Raw genomic sequence first — 22,514 nt, 5'->3', positions numbered from 1 at the left:
TGTTTGAAAATATGTTTCTTCTCTTTTGATTTATATTATTGATTTGATCTCATTTCTGCCTTTCGTTCAGTTCGTCAAGCGTCCTGCCGGCCTGTTCAAGTCCCATCTCTTTCGCCTTGCTGAGGTAGCGGCGCGCCGTGTCGTAATCTCCCTCCCGTACGGCAAGCGCTCCACGTGCATAGACAGCCTCGGCGGAATTGCCGGCCTTGTCGAGATACTTGCGTGCCGTCCCGAAATCATCACGGCGGATGGCGGCGTTGGCGGCGTTCAGGTTGGCTGTTTCATCGTTCGGGAACATGCGCACCGCCGTTTGAAAGACATCCGTGAACTCGTCCGTGCCGGGTTCATACTTTCCGGCAACGAGGTAAAACTCGTCCAAGCTCAATTTCTGCGGCTGCTCCGCCATGATGCGTTTTATTTCATCCACTTCGCTGAACGTGCGGATGTTGTAATCTATGCGGTAGTCGGTATGGCGCAACGCGGGATAAAAATTTTGCAGCATGAAGCGATACTCGTTGGGGTAAGTGCGCTTAATTTTCGACTCTTTGGCATCCGGTTCCATATCGCTGTCTATCAAAGCCAGAATCTCCGCACGGTGGTCGATATTCGATTGTTCCACGTAACGGCGCAATCCAGCCCAGTCCTCAGGCTCGTAATCGGTTTGGATGACGCTATCCGCAAAACGGTATAGTTGTCCTATGTGCTTTTTGAGTGCGGCGGTACGTCCGATGGCAAGTTCCGTGTTGTGTTTGTAGGGGCTCTCCGGCGAGGCGTACCCTTTTAACCATACGGAAGTGATGGTGACATCCTTGTCATTGCGCACGGAGTCGATGGTCGCCTGTATCTTGCCTAACTCGACCGTATTCCGACGGTAGTCGGGATAAATCACCGTTTGATCCACCGGGAAGTCGATGTATGCCGAACCGGATAACGAACGGCTTTTCATGATTTCTGCCTTGGGCTGCACGAATACCAGTTCGGGGAAAAACGCCTCATGGTGGCTTCCCAGATCGCCTTCGTATTCCGCCAGTATTTCCTGACAACATCCCCAGTCGCTACGATGTAGCTTGAGTGTGGCTCCGTTCATCCAATCTTCGTAGAGAATAGGGTTGTTATACTCCAGTTGTTCCGGTTTTTTCGATACTTGAAATGACTTCTCCGACCCGCCCGAAATGGTGCTTATACCATTTCGTACATAATAATAATATCGACGGCGTCCGTAAATACCTATCGACGGCAAGTCCAGAGAATCCGCCCCGTTGACCAATCGAGGGGTAAGCAGTACGGCGCGGTTGGCGTCCACGTCGAGTGCGGTCAAATCGACATCCATCTCTACAGTAAGGTATTTGCCGTTACGATTCATATTGAAATTCTCGATGGAAACACCGGGTAGAATGTTTTTTGTGTCTTGCGCCATCGCTCCCGACATATTTCCCATGCCCAGCAAGGTTGCCAGTATGAATATCGTCTTTTTCATGTTCGTTGCAATTTAGAATAGATAAACCAGGTTAATGGCCGCCTTGGTGGGTCCCACGTAGTGGTGCGGCTTGTTCGTTTCTATCTTTTTCCCACATCCTGCACACCGGAACTTATCGTAACGGGTATAGGAATAACCGAAACCGATTTCCGCCTCCAAGTTCCAATAGTGACCGAGAATCCATGCATAGCCGTATGCCACGCCCGCACCTACAAACCAGCCTTGATAACGAGAATCCTTCAGTTTCCGGGCATCCGTCCCCAAAATGTTGATTTTGCCATCGAAACCGCCGATGTTGTACTGTCCCCCATGTAAATGCGCACCGAAAAAATGTGCGCCGAAACGATCACACAGCCAATAACGGACCTCGGGCTGCACGGCCCAGTGTTTCCAGCGACGGTCGTGCGAGAGAGTCCACGCGTTGAATTGTCCCGTAATGTCCAAAGTCCATTTCGGAGCAAGCCCCACCTCGATACCGAGGTTCGGGTTGAAAAAGCCATCGGCGAGCAGGTTCGTCTTCAATGCTACATCCTGCGCCTTGACACTCGAAAAAAGTGTCAGCATGACAGCGATGACAGTTAATTTCAGTCTCATATCCATTATATGTTACATATGTTGTTTTATATATCCTTCTATGGCAATCATTTGCAATACATGTATAATGCGTATGCAAATACAAGAAAATTAACACGACACGGCATTTCTTGATATACATACAACTTTTTCTAACCACTTCTCTTTTTAAGAGAAATAGTACGCAGTTGCAAAATTAGTGAAAACGTGGCAAACATTAAATCTCGGACAGATAAAAAAAAAAAATGCCTGCACAAATTAAAAATAGCGTAAGTCTGCTTTGTAACCCGTAAAATTCTTTTTAAGAGAAAGACAGAAATAATATTGCCTTATTTTTAGGGAGTTATAGTTAAAGGATGGCAGAATTGTACAACAAATTCCGGTATTCACTTAACATCCGACCAGATTCATTTTTGAAAACCGATTTTTTTTTATCGGTTTTCATTGTCGTTTTCAGCGTTTTCACTAATTTTGCGTCTGTATGCTATTTCTCTTAAAAAGAGAACTTTACTATTGTCCGACAAACTCCGGCGACCTCATCACTTACAAAGATTTCAATATCTGGCTGTTGGCCTTATCCACAGCGGACGTATCCAGTGAAGCCAGATAGATTCGCGTAGTTTTCTCGGAATCGTGCCCCATCGCCTCACTGATGGTTGCCAGCGGCACGTTCTTGCTTTTGGCGATGGAAGCCCACGCATGGCGGGCCACATAACTCGTCAAGGGCATGGCCAGTCCCAGTTTTTCACCGAGCCGTTTAAGCTTACTATTGACCAGATGCGCGGCATTCTTGTACTGCCAGCGTTCATCCGCATTCACGTTCTTTATAATCGGCAGCAGATAGGGACTCCCGCCCGTATCGTACTTGTCGATGATCTCCTGCATCGGTCTTTCCCATTTGATGAAAAGTAGCTGACCCGTCTTTTGCCTGCGGTATGATAGTATACCGTTTTGCAGGTCCTTCTTTTTCAGGTAGGCCATATCCACAAACGACATTCCGCGTGTGTAGAACGAGAACATGAAAATGTCCCGGGCGAAGTCCATGGCCGGAAACAATGTCAGGTCGAGTTTCCTTATCTGCCGGATGATTTTCAAGGGCACGGCACGTTTGACGGTCTTGTCGATTCCTGTATAGACGTGCTTGAAAGGGCTGCGCTGTATGGTCAGTTCCTTTTCGACGGCACGGTTGTAGATGGCCCGTAATCCCCGCATATAGTAGGATGAGGTATTCGGACACGCATCATTCGCATGCAGAAAGATTTCATACTCGACCATCAGGTGGGAGTCCACCTCGTCCAGAGGAACGTCCTTCTCCCCGAGAAACCTTCCGAAACTGTTCAGGACGGTCGTATAACGCTCGGCGGTACGCATTTTGCAGATTTGTTTCAACTGCCGCACAAGTTCACGGCCGAACGACATGAACCCTCCGCTGTCCGCCGAGACAAGGAAGCGTTCCGCCACCTCTTCGGCCGTATAGTCCCGGGCCGCCCGTTCGAAGCGGGTGATGATGCCTTTGAAACGTCTGACATCTTCCGCCAAAGCGCTTTTCAAGGAAACAAGATAATTCCGGCGACCGCTTTCTATACCCGGAGGAAAGACGATTTCCGCGTTTGCCGTATCCCATTCATCCGGGTAGAGTTTGTAACCGGGATTGACTTGTCGTACCACACGGTTATGAATCACTTGATAAAATACTGTGCCTTCCTTCGTCGGGATGGTAGAAGCACGAAATTTCACTTTTACTGTTGCCATACGATTTGTTTTTGATTTCAGCCAATAAAAAAGCCTTCATTAAAAAAATGAAGGCTCCTATTTTTATTTTTACGTATTCCTATACATTCGGAATACCTGATTCCGCATACGGATTGTCACCCGAAATCGTTTGATAGACCGCCTTCACCCGACTCCAAAACCACCAACCTCGGTATTCTATCCATACAGCCTGATGCAACGTCACCGCTACCCGCATCTTACCATGCGGCCGGTTATCCTCGATAATACCGGCCAACCGGATGTACGGCGTAATCATCTACACTTTCCGTCTCAGAACCGAAACCGTATCCCGCCCTACGACCGTATCGCGGATAGCCGCATCAATGGGACCTGCAACCTCCAACTCATGCCGTGTCACTGCTTCAAGGTTTTTAATTTCACCCGGAGCCGCTTGAGGGATGCGGCATCTTCCGCCCTGAACCGCTTATATGCGCCGAGAGTCAACCGCAATGTCTCGGAAGCAAGCGCCATCGTCACCGAATCAACCTGCATGCGCTTTACCTCAGAAAGCAGCGCCGTACTATTTGATTGGTAACGGTACCGTTCCGTCCTCAGCCGCACGGCATGTCGGTGTCGTAACCATATGACTCCGCCGAGAACCACGAAAGCCGCCATCTGGAATATCCAGCGGAAGCTGCCCCCATAAACCAAGCGATTCTGCCCCTTTGTGCCAAATAAACATCCCCCTTGATACCAACATAAAAATGCCCCTGCCGAACGTTGTCTGACAGAGGTGTTTTCGTAGATTTGATTCCCGTCTTGACCGGTGGGATAAAATCATTCTACTATGCAACAAAGATAGCAAACATTCTCCAATGTCATGCATTGGGGATGGGAATAAAGCAGATAAGCACGAGCTTTAAACTGTCCCGCAACACGTTGACGGTCGAACCGATGAACCATATGAAACTCCGCGGCATGACTACCGCCTCCACTGAAAGCCTAACCTCTACTATGGCCGAGACAATGACAATCGACTCCTTTCTGCACATGTTGCTTGCCAGGGAATGGGATTACCGCACCGATGCGGCCATCCAACGCCTTATACGCGGGGCATCGTTCCGCTAAAGGCATGGAACACATTCTCGAACACGAGCACATAGGCTTGCTCGTCAAACCCGTTTCAAGGAGATATTCCTGATTCGGCAAGTGGACAATACCGAACTCCGACTGCAACCAATAGCAATGGAGAGTACGTAACATCAACCAATATAGACGAATAATAATCAGCGGAATAAGTAAGCGGCGCATGTACGGTAAAATTGCCCCCCTACACACGTCGCTTTGTTTTGTATACGCATTCCGGTAAAAGAGACTCTCTTTCTGTGTTTCAATCCAAAAATTTCATATACCTTTGTATTCGCAATTAGTTGGCTGTCCATGCCATCTATGTATACTTACAAAGACAGATGCGCAATTCTCAGCAAAACCAGTACTGATAATCAATCAGTCAAAAACCAAAAGAGTAGTCCAAATAGAGACCGCCTCTTTTCCTTACTTCGTAGGTTTGGTTTGCTTCGCCGGAGCCGTTGTATCGGGGGCGATGCTATCCGTTACGATAAGAACCTCCGATTCTTCGACAACAACATCCGTAGAATCAGGTACCGATTGAGATTGCGTTACCGACTTTTGATTCGCATTTTGATTTTTTTGCTTATTTCCACAAGCAACAAACGTTAAAGCCGCAACGACCATTAACAAATTAATCCATCCTATTCTTCTACAAGTTTTCATTTTTTTCCCAGTTTAAATTAACAAGTTGTTCCAACACTTTCCCTTACGGATGTATACATAAAAAGTTTCACCCGAAGCCTTCTCTTTCCCCTATTCTTTTCCCCGAAAATGAAAAGTGCCGATGAAATGAATCATCGACACCCTGCACACTTTATAAATACTGTCTGGTTGCATGACAGTCTCTTTTAAATAATCTACCACTCTAATTATGGTAATTATCCATATTTATCATTAAATTATAAACGATATTTAGGACAAAAGTATTGATTTTGTGAATAAATATGTATGGGAATCAATACATGTATTGAAATTTAGAATCGTTCTATCATGGATATGACAATAAATCAAAGACTTGACGATTTCTTAGAAGAAAAACATATTAGTCAAGAGGAATTGCGCTCACAATTAGGTTTGAAAACCCGTCAACAAGTCAGTAATTGGATCAATTGCAGAGAAAAAATTTCAGAAAAGCATATCATTCGAATTGTTGAACTTTATCCGGAATTAAATGCCAATTGGCTCATAACCAATGCCGGTAATATGTTTAATGATCAAAAAATCGTCCGCCATATTAACCGGAATGCTTACGGATTTTGTGAAGAATGCATCAAAAAAGAACAAAAAATAGAATATTTACAGGAACTTATTCACCAAAGGGATCAAGAGATCAAGTTGCTAAACCGGGAGATCGGGAAATTGGAAGACCGATTGACACGTCGCGTAGAGAATAAAGAACTCTAATAAATCTAAATAACCGGAGAAAGAGTTGTATCGAAAAAAAGAATATTCTATATTAGCACCCACAAATAGAATACGAAACATGACAAGGAAACGATACATAACCTTAAATTGGTGGTGGCACCTATTTAAACTTCGTAGTAAACGATGAGGTTATGTAATTGTATTGCATAAAGATTTCAGGCGAGCCTATTGTTTACTACAGTAGGCTCGCTTCTTTTTTTATTCACTTACAAATTTCATACTATGAAAAAGACTAAAAAAATTCTGCTTTCAGAAAAAGAGATGCCGACGCAATGGTATAACATCGTGGCCGATATGCCGAACAAACCGCTACCGGCCCTCCACCCGGGAACAAAACTTCCCTTAAAAAAAGAGGATCTTGTTCCCTTGTTCGCTCGAGAACTCATAAACCAGGAGTTCGCAACGGAACCCTATATCGAGATTCCCGATGAAGTACAAGAGTTGTATAAAATATGGAGAGCAACCCCTCTCGTGAGAGCTTATGCGTTAGAAAAGGCCTTGGATACTCCTGCTAAAATCTATTTTAAAAACGAAGGGACGAGCCCGGCCGGATCGCATAAACCCAACACGGCGATTCCACAAGCTTACTACAACTATAAACAAGGTATCAAACGAATGACGACAGAAACCGGAGGAGGCCAATGGGGAACCGCTCTCAGTTTCGCCTGCCAGCATTTCGGAATCGATCTGAAAGTATTTATGGTAAAAGTCAGTTACGGTCAAAAACCTTATCGAAAACTAATGATGAATACCTGGGGTGCCGATGTAATTCCCTCCCCCAGTACACTTACCGAGGCCGGAAGAAAAATATTACAAGAACATCCCGATTCATCAGGCAGTTTAGGCATTGCCATATCCGAAGCCGTAGAAATGGCAGCCCGCGATCCGTATACAAATTACTCCTTAGGTAGTGTATTGAACCATGTACTGCTCCATCAAACGATTATCGGAGAAGAAGCCATTTTACAAATGCAAAAGGCAGAAGCGGAACCGGATATCATTATCGGTTGTTTTGGAGGCGGTTCTAACTTTGCCGGAATCTCTTTTCCTTTTATACGCGAAAAGCTAAAAAAGAATAAAAACACCCGGATCATCGCTGTCGAACCTCAATCCTGTCCGAAACTGACCAGAGGACAATTCCATTACGACTTCGGAGATAGCGTAGGTCTAACTCCCTTATTGCCGATGTATACCTTAGGCCACGATTTTCAACCGGCAGATATCCACGCCGGAGGATTACGCTATCACGGGGCAGGCATGATCGTGAGTCAACTTTTGAAAGATCGCTTGATAGAAGCCGCGGCTATCCCGCAACTGGAAACGTTTAAGGCTGGTATTCTATTCGCCCAAACCGAGGGTATCATTCCCGCACCGGAATCAACCCACGCCATAGCACAAACCATACGGGAAGCTCTGATCGCCAAAGAAGAAAGAAAAGAAAAAACCATCCTTTTCAATTTGTCCGGACACGGTATGATCGATTTATTCGCTTATGAACAATACCTAAACGGAAACCTCTCGGATTTTCAAATCCCGGATATTGAAATCAACCGATCTTTAAAAGGATTGGATAAACTCATGTGAAGAGCATAGCTATCTAATTTTTTGCTACTTTTGCAAAAAATTAGATAGCATGTATTACACGGAAGTCAATTTTCACATTACCCCCTATTCCGAAGATATCACGGATGCTCTTATCTCGGAACTCGGCCATTTAGGTTACGACAGCTTCTCCTATACTGACGAAGGATTCAAAGCCTACATCCCCAGCAAACAATACGATAAGAACGCCATTTCGCGGATGGAGATACTCCCGTTTTTCGAGCAAGAATACCAAATCAAATGGGAAACGACTCAAGTCGAGAACCAGGATTGGAATAAAGTGTGGGAAGAAAATTTCACCCCCATCATCGTTAAAGACCGGATTTTGGTCAGAGCCGGATTTCACGCCTCCATTCCCGGCATCGAGCATGAAATAATCATCGATCCGAAGATGAGTTTCGGTACCGGTCACCACGCGACCACAGCCCTCATGCTCGAAACCATATTAGAAATCAAACCGGAAATCAAAAATAAAAAAGTACTGGATATGGGGTGCGGAACAGGAATACTCGCCATTATGGCAGCCCAATCGGGAGCATCTGAAGTAACCGGAATCGATATCGACGAATGGGCATATAATAATGCCGTGGAAAACTTAAAAACAAACCGTATATCCAACGTACGTATTAAAATCGGTGACGCGAATCTATTACGAGCACAACAAAATTACGATATCATTTTAGCTAATATAAACCGCAATATCCTGCTAAATGACATGCATCGCTACACCTCTGTCCTTAATGAAAACGGGTATTTGATTATGAGCGGCTTCTATTTACAGGACCTGCCCAAAATTCAGGAAGAAGCAGAAAACTTAGGACTCAGATTCAAATCTCACAACGTAAAAGAGAATTGGGCTGTTGTAATATTCAACAAATAAATGTGAATTTGTTTAATATTTAACAATCTATTGCAAATCGAAAACAGATGTATAAATTTGCAACGCAAAAAATAAAGAATAATGATATTTACTAACAACTCATACAAACTTATGTGCATGCAAAGATTATTTGCATGCCGATGAACTGTTTTCAGTCAAAACTATGGAAAAAGCCCGTGTAAATTACACGGGCTTTTTTATTTTATATCAAACAACATATACAAACATCATGAACGTATTAAAATTTCGAAGAACATCCGCGGACTCGGCCCGACGCATTCAAAAGGCAGCCGAATTAATTTCGGAGAAGGTCTGGGCATTGATAGTGACTATTCCACAAATCACTTGATACCCGATTTTGCAGCCTGTTTTCAACGACTCAAAACATTTTTCCAAGCACTTCCGAATCAAAAAATCCATTCCGAACCGGGACGTTCATCAGTCGGTCAATGCGGTAACCATATTTCCCGCGTTTTGTACGTACAAGAAGGCAAAAAATAATAAGTTTATCGTTCTGAGCGCCGGAATGAACGATTTAATCCGTCCCGCCTTGTATCCGGCATCTCATCGAACAGGAGAACCTGATATCGAACGGCCTCCCGCTACGATCCGCGGGATCTTCCCGGTATCCACTTTTCCGAAACATGGAGGAGACAATAAAGACGCCGCCCTGAAACGGCGGCGTCTTTTTCCTGTATAGCCCGAATCGCATCCTTTTACTTGCGGGGAGTTTTTTTATCATTCGGTTTCGCGATGGATTCCCTCATGGTGGTATCGGCCTCTATATTTTTCATCCGATAATAATCCATTACTCCTAAATTTCCGTTTCTGAAAGCTTCCGCCATTGCCCGAGGGACGTCGGCTTCCGCCTCGATCACCTTAGCCCGCATCTGCTGAGCCAATGCTTTCATCTCCTGCTCGGTAGCGACAGCCATAGCTCGACGTTCCTCCGCCTTAGCCTGTGCTATCTTCAAATCGGCATCCGCCTGATCCGTTTGTAACTCCGCTCCTATGTTTTTACCGATATCAATATCAGCAATATCAATAGACAGTATCTCGAAAGCGGTTCCCGAATCCAACCCTTTATTCAAAACTACCTTGGAGATCGAATCGGGATTTTCCAATACCTCCTTATGCGAATTAGCCGATCCGATGGAAGAGACGATCCCTTCACCGACACGAGCTAAAATGGTCTCTTCACCGGCACCCCCGACCAGCTGTCGGATATTGGCCCGCACGGTCACTCTCGCTTTGGCTATCAGCTGAATTCCATCTTTTGCCACCGCCGCCACCGGAGGAGTATTGATCACTTTAGGATTCACACTCATCTGCACGGCCTCAAAAACATCCCGACCTGCCAAATCTACTGCCGTTGCGATTTGAAAAGTCAAATCGATATTTGCTTTAGAAGCTGAAACCAACGCGTGTACAACTTGTGCCACATGGCCTCCCGCTAAATAATGTGCTTCCAATAAATCTCGATAAAGTTCCAAGCCGGCTTTTTTCCCTTCGATCATAGCCCTCACGATGACAGAAGGCGGAACTTTACGCCAACGCATCAATACCAACTGCAAAAGAGATACTTTTACATCCGATACCAAAGCCTGAAACCACAATCCGATAGGTATAAAATAGAGTACGATCCAAAGCAGAAAAAGTCCTCCGGCTATTACAACAATCAATAAAACCATTCCATCCATTCTATTCTGTTTTTAGTTTAACAATAATCTTATTCTTTAAAACCTTTATTACCACGACTTCACTGTTCTCGTTAATATAACCGGATTGAGACTGTCCTTCCACAATATGGTCCCCGACCTTTACCTTTCCCATCGGAGCCAACCTTCCCAGACACAATCCCGTATCTCCCTCCTGTATCGAACGATCGATTCCTTCAACCGTTCCGTCGATCTGGGTATTTAACTGCAAACGTTTCCAAGTCTTAGATCTCAACGTATAATAAGTAATTCCAATACCTCCCGCGGCTGTACCCAGTACCGTAAAATGTCCTTCCCACACTCCCATGCTGCTGTATGCCATATAAATAGCGACTCCGATACAAACAAAACCGATAACCCCGGCAACATTTACCCCGGGAAAAACCAAAAACTCCATAATCAATAGAACAAAACCTATTAGAATCAACATAATAAGCACCAACCACTCCATAATACTTTTGATTTAAATTTTCGTTTAAAGGTATATTTTTTTTATTAAAATCCTATCAATAAAGAGGTAAATTAGCTTCTCCCGTCAGAAATAGAACATTTTATTTCTCATCATCAACCCTAATCTAAAATATTTGTATTTACTTTGCACTTCAATTTGCATAATTGATCGCATAGATCTAATTTCATAAAGAGAAAGAGGAATGATGGACTTTGAAACAGACAACAACAACGAATTCTATCATAAAATAGAATGTTTTAACAAAGAAAGAACTGAAAAACTAAGTTATCACTATAACGAAATTATCAAATTACTCGGAGAAGATCCATGCCGGGAAGGCCTTGTCAAAACACCTTACCGTGTTGCCAAAGCCATGCAGTTCATGACGCAGGGTTACACGCAGGATCCCGAAAAGATATTGCGCTCGGCTCTTTTTAAAGAGGATTACAGACAGATGGTTATAGTAAAAGATATCGAAATATATTCTTTATGCGAACATCATATGCTCCCCTTTATCGGGCGGGCTCATGTAGCGTATATCCCCAACGGATATATTACCGGATTAAGTAAAATTGCACGAGTGGTTGAAGCCTTTGCCAGAAGATTGCAGGTTCAGGAACGTCTGACCCACGACATCAAAACGTGTATTCAAAACACGTTGAACCCGTTGGGCGTTGCCGTTGTCATTGAAGCACAACACATGTGCATGATTCTGCGCGGCGTTCAAAAACAACACTCCGTTACGACGACTTCCGATTTTAGCGGTGCTTTTGAAAAATTAGCGACGAGAGAAGAGTTCATACGGTTAATCAGCAACAAATTTCATTAAAACAGAAACATATGAAAAAAGCATTTGTATTTCCCGGACAGGGAGCCCAATTCGTCGGAATGGGTAAAGATCTATATGAAAATTCGCCGGAAGCAAAAGAATTATTCGAACGTGCGAATGAAATCCTGGGATTCCGTATCACCGATTTAATGTTTAACGGAACGGAGGCGGATTTAAAACAGACCAAAGTAACCCAACCGGCCATCTTTCTTCACTCTGTTATTTTAGCCAAATCATTGAACGAAAAACCGGACATGGTTGCAGGCCACTCCTTAGGAGAATTTTCCGCGTTGGTCGCCAATGGGACTCTATCGTTCGAAGATGGTCTGAAATTGGTACACGCGAGAGCATTAGCCATGCAAAAAGCTTGCGAAGCCAATCCATCAACGATGGCGGCAATATTAGGTTTACCCGACGAAACCGTAGAGGAGGTTCTGCACGGAATCGATGAGGTTGTCGTTACGGCTAATTACAATTGCCCGGGTCAACTTGTGATTTCCGGCAGCAACAAAGGTATCGAAATCGCTTGCGAGAAACTGAAAGCCGCCGGGGCAAAAAGAGTACTACCCTTGAACGTTGGAGGTGCTTTCCACTCTCCTTTAATGGAGCCGGCCCGCAAAGAATTGGCAGAAGCTATCATGAACACCAAATTTTCCCAACCTTCTTGCCCGGTATATCAAAATGTCAACGCCGCTCCCGTGTCGGACCCGGAAGAGATTAAGACAAATCTAATCGCACAATTGACAGCATCCGTACGTTGGACCCAGACGGTTCGCAACATGTTATCGGACGGAGCTTCTTCTTTCCTTGAGATCGGACCCGGAAAAGTCTTACAGGGACTTATTAAAAAAGTGAATCCAGACGCAGAGACAGCAGGTATTCAATAAATGATTTTAAAGCCTCCCGGATGGGGGGCTTTAAAATTTTTTGTATCTTTATTCCCCGATTTAGGGGAGCGTCATTCAATTGAGATCATTATGTCAAACAGTACAAGGAACAACAAACATCGCAGACTACAACATTTTTTCAAAATAGTCATAATCATTATTATTTGTGGTATCATTGTATCCTTATTACCCAAAATAGAAGGATTTAAATATACTTATCAAAAAGGAATGCCCTGGAGATACGGAACCTTAACCTCTCCCATGGATTTTCCCATACATAAAACGTCCCAAGAAAAAATGGCCGAAATTGAAAAAGTCAAGAAAGAGCAATTACCTATTTTCAATTTCAACGAAGCATTAATAACGGGACAACTAAGCAAATTTACTGAAAAGATTAACAGTCTAAAAAATAGAGGTAATAGTAAAGCCATTAACCAAATCATTGCGAAATTAAAAGAAATCTACCAAAAAGGTATCATTCTTTTGCCCGAGAAATTAAGCAAAAGCAATATCAAATCCATTCTCGTCGTAAAAAACAACATCGCTTTTGAGGAAAATTTCGAACAGGTATACACGCTTAAAAAAGCATATGAAACATTAACGGATTTTATTCACAAACTGAATATACCTCAAGAGGCAAAAGAGGAATTAATCGGAATGGATCTGAACAATTATCTCATCCCGAATCTGGAATACGACGCACTAAAAACAGGTTTAGCCTTAGACAACGCGATCAAGAACATCAGTCCGACACAGGGAATGGTGCGGAAAGGTGAGGTTATCATTCTAAAAGACGAGTTGGTCACACCGGAAAAATACAAGATATTGGAATCATTCAAAATCGAACACGAACAAGATCTCGGCTCTTCTGGCGACAGGATAAAAATGATCGTCGCTCAAACAATACTGACACTGATAGCCCTTATCAGTTTCTCTATTTTTCTTTATTTCTCAAGGAAACGACTCTTTTATAACAATAAAGATTTCCTTTTTCTTTACAGCATGTTCCTACTCACGATCCTGTTAGGAAGTCTCTGTTATTTCCGGGATATCAACATCCTGGCGATTCCGGTACTTTTTTGTCCGATCATCGTGAATATTTTATTCGGTCCTCGTCCGGCTTTGTACCTATTAATCGGCACAAGCATGCTGGTATCTTACTATTCGCCGAACAGTTACATGTATCTCTTCATGCAGGTATCCGCCGGTATCGTTGCCATTTTTAGTTTATCCCAATTACAACGCCGCGGGCAACTATTTTTGGCTATCGCATTTATCTTCGTTACTTATACACTCGTTTACGGGGCATTTACCCTCATACAAAACGGGACCCTATTACCTCGTCAGCTTTTCGACATCCTCTTTTTGATGATTAATGTCCTTTTGCTCAGCCTGACTTACCCGGTACTCTACTTAGTAGAGAAACTATTCGGGTACACATCCGAAATCAGCTTGATGGAGTTCTCTAATCCCAATCATCCTGTTTTACGTACATTAACCAGAAAAGCTCCCGGAACCTTTCAGCATTCGTTAATGGTAGCCAATCTGGCGGAAGAAGCCATATACCATATCGGGGGAAGTCCTCTATTAGCCCGGACCGGAGCCCTGTATCACGATATCGGAAAAACCTACGATCCAATCATGTTCATCGAAAACCAATCCGGAGGAATCAGTCCGCACAAAACACTGGACTTCGACGAAAGTGCACAAATCATTATCGGACACGTGACGAAAGGAGTCGAATTAGCCAACAAATACAAATTACCGGAAGCCATCATCAACTTCATCCGAACCCACCACGGTAAAAGTAAAGTCAAATATTTTTATTATTCTTACAAGAATAAACACCCCGATAAGGAGATAGACGAAGAACTCTTCACTTACCCGGGTCCCGACCCTATGAGCAAAGAGTGTACCGTCGTTATGATGGCCGATGCCGTGGAAGCGGCTTCTCGCGCTTTGGAAATAAAAAACGAAGAGAATATCGCCAAACTGGTAAATAATATCATCGACGATCAACTCAAAGAAGGAAGATTTGCCAATGCCGATATTACGTTTAAAGATATCTCGACGGTGAAAAGAGTATACACGGAAATGTTAGTAAACGTATATCACGCCCGTATTGCTTATCCGAAATTAAAACAACAAGATAGTAAACCTACAGATCATGAGTCAAAAACCGATAACGATTAAGGACCTTGCCGAACAGTTGAATATCTCTGTCTCTACCGTTTCCAGGGCACTGAAAGATAATCACGAAATTAGCGAAAAGACCCGGAAAGCCGTGCAAGATCTGGCAAAAAAGGTAGGTTATAAACCCAATCCCATTGCTGTAGCCCTAAAAACACATAAAAGTTACACGATCGGAGTTATCGTACCCCAAATCGTCAGCACCTTTTTCGCAACCGTCGTAAAAACGATTGAGGAGGTCGCTGATAAATACGGATACAACGTGTTAGTCAGCTCCTCCAACGAAAGTTTCGAAAAAGAAATGAAAAGCATCGACATCTTATTGGGAACCCGTGCAGATGGAATTATCTTATCCTTAGCCCACGAAACTCGTACGTTCGACCATATTAAAAATATACAGGAGGCCGGAATTCCTGTTGTTCTATTCGACCGGACAACCGATAAGTTTGAAATATCAAGGGTTGTCACTGACGGACTGACCGCAGCCTTTCAAGCCGTACAACACCTCGTGGAAGTTGGCGCAAAAAAGATCTTTATACTTACAGGACCGAAACAAATCACAATCGGAGGCAACCGGATGAAGGGGTATTTAAAAGCCATGGAAAGTAATCATTTGGAAGTAAAACCTCATTACGTCTGCTATTGTGAGGATTATACGGTCCAAGCGGGCAAAAAAGCCGTTCAGCAAATCATCGCCGCAAAAGATATCCCGGAAGCGATATTCGGAATCAACGACGATTTAATTATCGGGGCAATCGAAGCCTTGAAAGAAGCAGGCTTACGTATACCGGAAGATGTCGCACTGGTCGGTTTCTCCAACACGAAACGATCCAGATACATGTCGCCCACCGTCAGTTCAATCAATCAATTTCCGGAAAAAATAGGGAAAATTGCGGCTGAACTCCTTTTCGAACAAATTCTAAATAACAGGCACGCCAAAATAAGAGAAGAAATCGTGAATTGTGAATTAATCGTTCGGGACTCGTCAAACCGTAAACGACAAATATTACATAATAATTAATCATATTTAAAGTTAGGAGTCTAAAACCTTGTTAATCACATGGTTAAATATTGTTAAACCACCTATAGCCCAAGACTACATCATTAAATTTGTAGAAAACTAATAGCAGCAGCCCAATGGATATCGTCGTTGAAAATTTAACCAAATCTTTTAAACACAAAAAAGCCGTGGAATCGATCTCTTTCACCGCGAGGAAAGGGGAAATTACCGGTTTTTTAGGACCGAATGGAGCTGGCAAAACAACTATCATGAAAATTTTGTCCGGATTCCTTTATCCGGATGAGGGAAATATTTTTTACGGGAATTACTCTATACACAAACACAAGGCAAAAATAAAAAGAACAATCGGTTATCTGGCAGAACATAATCCGTTATATAACGAAATGAATGTCATCGATTTCTTGTTCTTTATTGCCAAACTATATAATATCCCCCGCTATAAAACGACTGCCAGGGTATTGGATATGTTACGACTATGCGGCCTGGAAAATGAAAAACACAAATTAATCAGAGAATTGTCCAAAGGGTATTGTCAACGTCTCGGAATGGCCCAGGCCCTCATTCATGATCCCGATATTCTCATTTTGGACGAACCGACGACAGGTCTTGACCCGAATCAGATCATCGAAATCCGGGATATCATCAAAAAAGTGAAAGAAGATAAGACAATCGTATTAAGTTCACATGTTCTTACCGAAATCGAAACGACTTGCGACCGTGTTATGATCATGAGTCATGGAAAAATAGTAGCAGACGGAACGGCTTCGGAACTTCGTAGAAAATCAGCCTCTGAACACTGTCTCAGATTAGCGATAAAGGGAGGAGAAACCACTCGCATTTATGAAGCTCTCTCTTCATTACCTCAAATAAAAAATATCGATAAATTAAACAAGCAAACATTCGAATTAGAATATACCCCAGGGGAAGAGATCGAAAAGATCCTATTTGACCTATGCCACGACAACAACTGGTATATAACGGAATTGACCCCTATACAAGCGCGTCTGGAAGATATATTTCATAAAGTCACTCAAAATTAGAGGTATGCGTACGGTTAAAACATTAATAAACAAAGAACTGAAAATTACATTTAACTCTATACTCATTTACATCGCTCTCATCGTTTTTTTCGGAGTGACAGGTTTTATATGTTGGTTCTCCTGGTCTAACATATTCTCTATCGGACTCGTACCCCTCAGTTATCTTTTCAACATCTTTTACTGGGCCTTATTTTTTCTGATCCCTTTCCTCACCATGAAAAGTATCGCCGAGGAACGCAAAGTCGGCACTTATGAACTCCTCCTATCCAAACCCATTACAACGTGGCAAATCATCTGGGGAAAATTCTGTGCCATTCTATTACAGGTCGTCCTTTGTTTGGTACTAACACTCTCTTATTATATTACCCTTGCCTACTTAGGGCATATCGATCACGCGGTAGGCATATGCGGTTATATTGGGCTGATTTTAGTAAGCAGTTGCTACATCAGTATCGGTATGTTCGCCTCCTCTCTTACCAGTAACCCTTTATTCGCGTTTTTCATCAGTATCGGAGTGGGACTTTGTTTTCAAAAGTTATTCGAATGGATCGCGGAATTATTCGGGACGGGGCTTCTGACGAATATTTTCCATTACCTTGCCATGGGAGAGCATTTCGATTCTTTCTCGCGCGGAATCATCGATACAAAAGATATCATCTATTTCTTTTCAATTATTATTCTCTTTCTTAACCTGACGAAATACGTCATGAATAAGAGTAGAATTCAACCTAAAAAAAATAACTGATGAGAAACAAAATATTTTATCATCCGGCTTATTTGATCGTCCTATTGATTATAGTGAATATCGTAGCTTATTTCACATTCGTAAGAATCGATATGACCTCGAATAAAAAATACTCGTTAAGTCAGGTAAGTAAATCTTTCATAAAAAAAACAGATAAAGACATTACCATCGATCTTTATATCTCTCAAGATATCAGTCAGGAAAAGAAAAAAGTAGAGAAAGAGTTCAAAAACCTGCTCAAAGAATACAAAAGTCTCAGTAATAAAGGTTTCACCATAAATACGATCAATCCGGACAACGAGGAGAAAAAGCATGCGGCATTGGATGCCGGAATAGAGTATATTCCCCAGGAAATCAATGAGATTTTTACCCAAACTGTTTTTTTCGGCGCAACAATCAGGATAGGGGATCGCAGAACGACCATTCCTTATCTCTCCTCTCACATGTCTATGGAATACGAGATGACCCGAATACTGAAAGAAGCGTGTGATACGTTAAAACCCAGAATCGGATTTTTGCGGGGACACAACGAAATACCGCTAAGTAATATATCCCATGTGATCAACGAACTTTCATCCATGGGACATATCGATTTCATATACATTGACCAGTTTACGAATTTAAATGATTACAAAGTAATCTGCATTGTAGGTCCTGAAGAAAAATTCCTTCCGCAACAGATTCGTCGCTTAGAAGAATACCTGGAACAAGGAGGACGGCTTTATATCGCTTTGAATCATGCAGTAGGGCAAATCGGACACAACCAGAATACCGGATTTATCAATCAGGTCGGCATCGAAGAGATGCTGGAAAATTTCGGTTTAAAAATCGAATACGATTTCATCGTAGACAGAAGTTGTGGTACGATAACCATTAAACAAAACCAATTCAGACATATTACTATTTTCCCTTATATCCCGATTATCCGGAACTTCAGCAAACACATCATTACCAAAGGACTAAATGCCATCGTTCTTCAATTTGCCAGTAGCATTAAGAATGTAAAAACAACCCATCCTTACGTATTCACTTCATTAGCCAAGTCCTCTTCCATTTCAGGCGTCGAAGAAATACCCGTGTTCTTTAACTTGATGAAGACCTGGACAAAACACGATTTTAATCACCCGAACAATACCGTAGCCGCCTTACTTACCAATGAAGACAACAACAGTGCGATTGTCGTGATCACGGATGCCGACTTTATGCAAAATGATATTTACAACTTCCCCAACCATGATAACACCACGTTTGCCGTAAATTCCATCGAATGGTTAGCTGACGATTCCGGATTAATCAATTTGAGAAATAAATTTATTACCCATCAGGTACTACCACCCATCAGTGACGGGACAAAAATATTCTGTAAAAACTTCAATTTCTTTCTTCCTATATTATGCATCCTTGCGCTTGCCTTTTTTATGTACAGAAAGAGCAAGATCAAACGCTTACGACGCTCTCAACCCGGGTATATCGATTGACGATTGTAGATCTAAAGATTTAGGGATTAAATTCGAATCCCTAAATTACAGAATTCTTCTAATTTACAATCAACAAATTAAAATTCACTATGATGAGGAAATCGGGGAAGAATAGACAATGTAAAGAGGTCGAACCCGGAATAAAAAATACATCCATCCTTACTTTTCATCCGCTTTACCTTTCAGACTGGCTATCCGCTTATTCCAGTCACGCAAATCCTTCTCTTTACAATTCTCTTGAATATATTCCTGAATAACCTGTCCGGAAGCCAACGTTTCGTCAGCTTTAACATTCATCAGCTTGCATGATAGCAAGGAAACACCCTTATGGACCGCATTCAATACCCTCTTGTGCCCGTCATAAATATAAAACTTATTATTGAATACAACTACGTCGATTGGAGCTTGAAGATGCGAACCGGCCTTTTTCAATTCGCTATCGACCCATCGAGCACTTTCCATAGAAATTTCTTCACAGCTTCTCATCGGAATAAGCGTGTAGGGAGACAACCAAACTTCACGGGAAGAGGTTCCATTGCGATAATTTGCAATAATAATATCAGCGATCGTCGATGGAGAAGAGTAACTTGTATCCACCACCAAATCATAATTTGAAAGTTTCTCCAAATCGACGTCGTATTGAACTTTAAATCTATGTACCTCGCTGTTCCGGCGTTGAATGATATTAGCTAAAGCAGTTCCGATATTCTCATGTTTTTCGTTGATTCTTCCCACGTCATTATAAACACGTTCGGCGGCAATTTCATCTTTTACGTATAAATACACTTTAAAAGATTGCGGTATAAAATGCCATGCTAACCTGGAATCGAATATTTTGGGAGTCGGCTTTAGGCCTTCACTTTTGACGAAATTATCCAATTCATGGTCAAATTCAGGATGCGTTTCCATGTACTTGTTGAAATCGTTTGTACTCATTCCGTAATTCTGAGCCATCCTCCTCAAAAGACTTCCGATCGACTCGACTTCCAGCCCCAATCGCTCTTTTAAAATAGAGGAAACCACACTTTTACCACTTCCCAGACTTCCTGTTATCGTAATATGTCTCATGTGTAAACATTGAAATATTAAATACTTATATTATTTTATCTACCTGTTCGTAAAAGGGTATAAATATAGTATTATTTTATTTTTATACGATCTCTAAAATATTTAATTTCAATTTGTATCGAGAGTACCTCTTCAAAAGTCTGGTATTAAGATGAAATAACAGAGTTCTGACCTGAAAACGGGAGTTTATCATACCTGTATAAAATAAAGAAGGAGTGAAAAATCAACGATTTAAGATTTCTCACTCCATTTCGTGAACTCGGCGGGAGTCGAACCCACAACCTCTTGGGCCGTAACCAAGTGCTCTATCCATTAAGCTACGAGTCCTTCTTGTTTTGCGATGCAAAGATAGATAAACTTTGACGAACCTGCAAGTCTTTATTTGATTTTTTTCAAATAGTTTTTTTATTTCTAAAAAGAAGAAAATGGTCCGAATCTTGTTTTAATTATTATTTTTGTATAGGGTTGTTCAATGATTAATATCAAAGTGTATGTTTAAGAAAATATTCAGGAAATGGAAGAGATGGAATTTGAAAGGAAAACAAATGGAGTTCGAGAGAAAACTCTCCTTTCACAATTTCAAAACAGCACGGAGTTGCATGATTTTCTGGGTAGAAAGTGATATCCCATTCGATAAAGCAGAAAGACTGAAGAATCTTTTATCGGAACACATGAATGTGGATGCTCTGGTTTTTCTCGAACCGGGGCGACCGCTGCCTGTCATACCGAAGACATTTTGCGTGAATGAAGACTGCATATCTTACAGTGGAAAGTTTTCAGACAGCAAACTAAAAGGATGTGTGGAGAATGCTTACGATTTATGGATTGATTTATCATTGAAACCGAATGTCCTGCCTGATTATATTGTGAGAAATTCCAGGGCAAAATGCAAGATCGGCATGGGACGCAGTAGTTTCGAAAACGATATCATATTTGAGGATGTGAACGACATCGATACGTTTACAGAGCGTATTTCAAGGTTATTGAGTAAAGTAAATTAGGTTAAAATGAAAAAATTTTCGGGTGTAGGAGTTGCTTTGATTACTCCTTTTACGAATAACGGCCAAGTAGATGAAATTTCATTATGCGGATTAGTTGATCACGTCATAGATAACGGCGTAGATTATTTAGTAGCCTTAGGAACGACTTCCGAGGCTGCAACTTTATCGGCCGAAGAAAAAGAACGAGTAGTAAACATTATCGCGGAACAAAACGGAGGACGGCTTCCTTTAGTTTTGGGAGTCGGCGGGAACAATACACAACAAGTATTACAGGATTTGAATACACTACCTTATGTTCCGCAGGCCGATGCCATTTTAAGCGTAACCCCCTATTATAACAAACCCTCTCAAGAAGGTCTGTACCGCCATTTTAAGATGATAGCAGAAAAATCGTCTCTACCCGTGATATTGTACAATGTACCCGGACGAACCTCCGTCAACATGGCTGCTCAAACAACATTACGACTGGCTCATGACTTCAAGAATATCATAGGTATAAAAGAAGCCTCCGGCAATTTCGAACAAGCAACGGCTATTCTAAAAGACAAGCCGGAAAAGTTTCTTTTCATTTCCGGTGACGATGGAATAACCTTACCCTTAATGTCGATCGGATGTTGCGGGGTTATTTCCGTTATTGCCAATGCTTTTCCCAAGGAATTTACAACCATGGTGCATTTAGCTTCCGAGATGAAATTCGAAGGAGCCCGAAAGATCCATTTTGAATTGTCGGAACTATGCAAAGCCCTTTTTGAAGAAGGTAACCCAGCGGGAATAAAGGCTGCTTTACACCTGAAAAAAGTAATCGCATGCAATAAACTAAGAACTCCTCTAACTGAGGTTAGTGAAAAACTTTACCAAAAATTGACTGTCCAAATCAATGAATTATAATCCGCTGAAAAGGGATTGAGAAATTAAAGGATTGACGATTGTAGATTGTGGATTGTAGATTGAATTCCGTTTTTAATTTACAATCTACAATCTACAATTTAAAATAAAAAAGCCACGATCTCTCGTGGCTTCTTCCTAAATTCGGCATCGACCTACTCTCCCACCTCGCGGCAGTACCATCGGCGCTAACGGGCTTAACTTCTCTGTTCGGAATGGGAAGAGGTGGATCACCGTCGCTGTAGATACCTTTTAATACTTTTAAATACCTTTAAAAAATTCAACGTCTATAGCGTCAAACCTAAAGCTAGTTGAATGGAGAGGGACATCGAACATAGAAATGAAACAACCGACAGAGTCTATCGGGTTATTAGTACCGCTCGGCTGTGCCGTCACCGGC

The 22,514-nt window shown here is 42.2% G+C and carries 22 protein-coding genes, 1 tRNA gene, 1 rRNA gene and 1 pseudogene; 14 read left to right on the top strand and 11 right to left on the bottom strand.

Annotated features, from left to right (window positions below; all coding sequences use genetic code 11):
- Positions 1-49: 49 nt before the first annotated feature.
- From BN3283_RS01005 to BN3283_RS14715, 5 genes are all read right to left on the bottom strand, one after another.
- Positions 50-1,477 (bottom strand): DUF3868 domain-containing protein, encoded by a 1,428-nt coding sequence (locus BN3283_RS01005; RefSeq protein ID WP_082667036.1) that lies wholly within the window; start codon positions 1,475-1,477, stop codon positions 50-52.
- A gap of 12 nt (positions 1,478-1,489) precedes the next feature.
- Positions 1,490-2,071 carry a DUF3575 domain-containing protein gene (locus BN3283_RS01000; protein WP_041502516.1) on the bottom strand — a complete coding sequence of 194 codons (582 nt, stop codon included), beginning with the start codon at positions 2,069-2,071 and terminating at the stop codon, positions 1,490-1,492.
- 522 nt (positions 2,072-2,593) lie between these two features.
- Complete coding sequence (locus BN3283_RS00995) at positions 2,594-3,802, bottom strand: site-specific integrase (RefSeq protein ID WP_059025365.1); 1,209 nt, start codon at positions 3,800-3,802, stop codon at positions 2,594-2,596.
- Between the two features lie 79 nt (positions 3,803-3,881).
- Positions 3,882-4,079 (bottom strand): DUF6549 family protein, encoded by a 198-nt coding sequence (locus tag BN3283_RS14590; RefSeq protein WP_237143300.1) that lies wholly within the window; start codon positions 4,077-4,079, stop codon positions 3,882-3,884.
- Between the two features lie 98 nt (positions 4,080-4,177).
- Positions 4,178-4,438, bottom strand: coding sequence for a DUF6549 family protein (locus tag BN3283_RS14715; protein ID WP_317046868.1), 261 nt, complete (start codon positions 4,436-4,438; stop codon positions 4,178-4,180).
- Positions 4,439-4,654: 216 nt separating this feature from the next.
- Between BN3283_RS14715 and BN3283_RS00985 the strand changes: the two are divergent.
- Positions 4,655-4,888, top strand: a pseudogene (locus BN3283_RS00985) (ATP-binding protein); the annotation flags it as partial.
- Between the two features lie 429 nt (positions 4,889-5,317).
- On the opposite strand, the gene BN3283_RS00980 reads toward BN3283_RS00985, so the two are convergent.
- A complete protein-coding gene (locus BN3283_RS00980) occupies positions 5,318-5,557 on the bottom strand; it encodes a hypothetical protein (protein WP_146216439.1) in 240 nt (79 codons plus the stop codon).
- 327 nt (positions 5,558-5,884) lie between these two features.
- Here BN3283_RS00980 and BN3283_RS00975 point away from each other — a divergent pair, with 327 nt between their 5' ends.
- The 4 genes from BN3283_RS00975 (at position 5,885) to BN3283_RS14380 (ending at position 9,501) form a co-directional block, all read left to right on the top strand.
- Positions 5,885-6,298, top strand: a complete 414-nt coding sequence (locus BN3283_RS00975) for a helix-turn-helix domain-containing protein (RefSeq protein ID WP_059025363.1) — start codon at positions 5,885-5,887, stop codon at positions 6,296-6,298.
- Between the two features lie 243 nt (positions 6,299-6,541).
- On the top strand, positions 6,542-7,903 hold the full coding sequence (locus BN3283_RS00970) for a TrpB-like pyridoxal phosphate-dependent enzyme (RefSeq protein WP_059025362.1): 1,362 nt from the start codon (positions 6,542-6,544) through the stop codon (positions 7,901-7,903).
- A gap of 49 nt (positions 7,904-7,952) precedes the next feature.
- On the top strand, positions 7,953-8,801 hold the full coding sequence (prmA, locus tag BN3283_RS00965; protein ID WP_059025361.1) for a 50S ribosomal protein L11 methyltransferase: 849 nt from the start codon (positions 7,953-7,955) through the stop codon (positions 8,799-8,801).
- 526 nt (positions 8,802-9,327) lie between these two features.
- Positions 9,328-9,501 carry a hypothetical protein gene (locus tag BN3283_RS14380; RefSeq protein WP_154665519.1) on the top strand — a complete coding sequence of 58 codons (174 nt, stop codon included), beginning with the start codon at positions 9,328-9,330 and terminating at the stop codon, positions 9,499-9,501.
- A gap of 16 nt (positions 9,502-9,517) precedes the next feature.
- Here the strand turns inward: BN3283_RS14380 and floA are convergent, their stop codons facing one another.
- Together floA and BN3283_RS00945 are read right to left on the bottom strand one after the other, a co-directional pair.
- Positions 9,518-10,492, bottom strand: coding sequence for a flotillin-like protein FloA (gene floA / locus BN3283_RS00950; RefSeq protein ID WP_041502517.1), 975 nt, complete (start codon positions 10,490-10,492; stop codon positions 9,518-9,520).
- A 10-nt stretch (positions 10,493-10,502) separates the two neighbouring features.
- Positions 10,503-10,970, bottom strand: coding sequence for an NfeD family protein (locus tag BN3283_RS00945; RefSeq protein ID WP_041502469.1), 468 nt, complete (start codon positions 10,968-10,970; stop codon positions 10,503-10,505).
- A 202-nt stretch (positions 10,971-11,172) separates the two neighbouring features.
- On the opposite strand from BN3283_RS00945, the gene folE reads away from it, so the two are divergent.
- From folE to BN3283_RS00910, 7 genes are all read left to right on the top strand, one after another.
- Positions 11,173-11,799: a GTP cyclohydrolase I FolE gene (gene folE, locus BN3283_RS00940; RefSeq protein ID WP_041502470.1), complete on the top strand. Its 627-nt coding sequence runs from the start codon at positions 11,173-11,175 to the stop codon at positions 11,797-11,799.
- Between the two features lie 11 nt (positions 11,800-11,810).
- Entirely contained in the window at positions 11,811-12,686 is an 876-nt protein-coding gene (fabD, locus tag BN3283_RS00935) for an ACP S-malonyltransferase (protein WP_041502471.1), read from the top strand.
- Between the two features lie 90 nt (positions 12,687-12,776).
- Entirely contained in the window at positions 12,777-14,879 is a 2,103-nt protein-coding gene (locus BN3283_RS00930) for an HD family phosphohydrolase (RefSeq protein ID WP_070807440.1), read from the top strand.
- Positions 14,854-15,897, top strand: a complete 1,044-nt coding sequence (locus BN3283_RS00925; protein ID WP_041502472.1) for a LacI family DNA-binding transcriptional regulator — start codon at positions 14,854-14,856, stop codon at positions 15,895-15,897. Before BN3283_RS00930 ends, BN3283_RS00925 begins: the two co-directional genes overlap by 26 nt.
- Positions 15,898-16,013: 116 nt before the next feature.
- A complete protein-coding gene (locus BN3283_RS00920) occupies positions 16,014-16,937 on the top strand; it encodes an ABC transporter ATP-binding protein (RefSeq protein WP_041504746.1) in 924 nt (307 codons plus the stop codon).
- Between the two features lie 4 nt (positions 16,938-16,941).
- Positions 16,942-17,682: an ABC transporter permease subunit gene (locus tag BN3283_RS00915; protein ID WP_059025358.1), complete on the top strand. Its 741-nt coding sequence runs from the start codon at positions 16,942-16,944 to the stop codon at positions 17,680-17,682.
- Positions 17,682-19,160 (top strand): GldG family protein, encoded by a 1,479-nt coding sequence (locus BN3283_RS00910; RefSeq protein ID WP_041502475.1) that lies wholly within the window; start codon positions 17,682-17,684, stop codon positions 19,158-19,160. Before BN3283_RS00915 ends, BN3283_RS00910 begins: the two co-directional genes overlap by 1 nt.
- 159 nt (positions 19,161-19,319) lie before the next feature.
- On the opposite strand, the gene BN3283_RS00905 is transcribed toward BN3283_RS00910, so the two are convergent.
- Both BN3283_RS00905 and BN3283_RS00900 read right to left on the bottom strand, forming a co-directional pair.
- Complete coding sequence (locus BN3283_RS00905; protein WP_059025357.1) at positions 19,320-20,228, bottom strand: AAA family ATPase; 909 nt, start codon at positions 20,226-20,228, stop codon at positions 19,320-19,322.
- Between the two features lie 254 nt (positions 20,229-20,482).
- Positions 20,483-20,555: transfer RNA gene (locus BN3283_RS00900), tRNA-Arg, on the bottom strand.
- A gap of 164 nt (positions 20,556-20,719) precedes the next feature.
- Between BN3283_RS00900 and BN3283_RS00895 the strand changes: the two genes are divergently transcribed.
- Both BN3283_RS00895 and dapA read left to right on the top strand, forming a co-directional pair.
- Positions 20,720-21,229 carry a DUF6913 domain-containing protein gene (locus BN3283_RS00895; RefSeq protein ID WP_059025356.1) on the top strand — a complete coding sequence of 170 codons (510 nt, stop codon included), beginning with the start codon at positions 20,720-20,722 and terminating at the stop codon, positions 21,227-21,229.
- 6 nt (positions 21,230-21,235) lie between these two features.
- Complete coding sequence (gene dapA, locus BN3283_RS00890; protein ID WP_059025355.1) at positions 21,236-22,117, top strand: 4-hydroxy-tetrahydrodipicolinate synthase; 882 nt, start codon at positions 21,236-21,238, stop codon at positions 22,115-22,117.
- A 139-nt stretch (positions 22,118-22,256) separates the two neighbouring features.
- Here dapA and rrf read toward each other — a convergent pair.
- A 5S ribosomal RNA gene (gene rrf, locus BN3283_RS00885) occupies positions 22,257-22,367 on the bottom strand.
- Positions 22,368-22,514: the final 147 nt, after the last annotated feature.

Origin of the sequence: Gabonibacter massiliensis (genome assembly GCA_001487125.1) — a bacterium.
Classification (GTDB): Bacteria; Bacteroidota; Bacteroidia; order Bacteroidales; family Marinifilaceae; genus Gabonibacter; species Gabonibacter massiliensis.
Note: the sequence above shows the minus strand (reverse complement) of the source record. Positions and strands in the feature narration are given on the sequence as shown.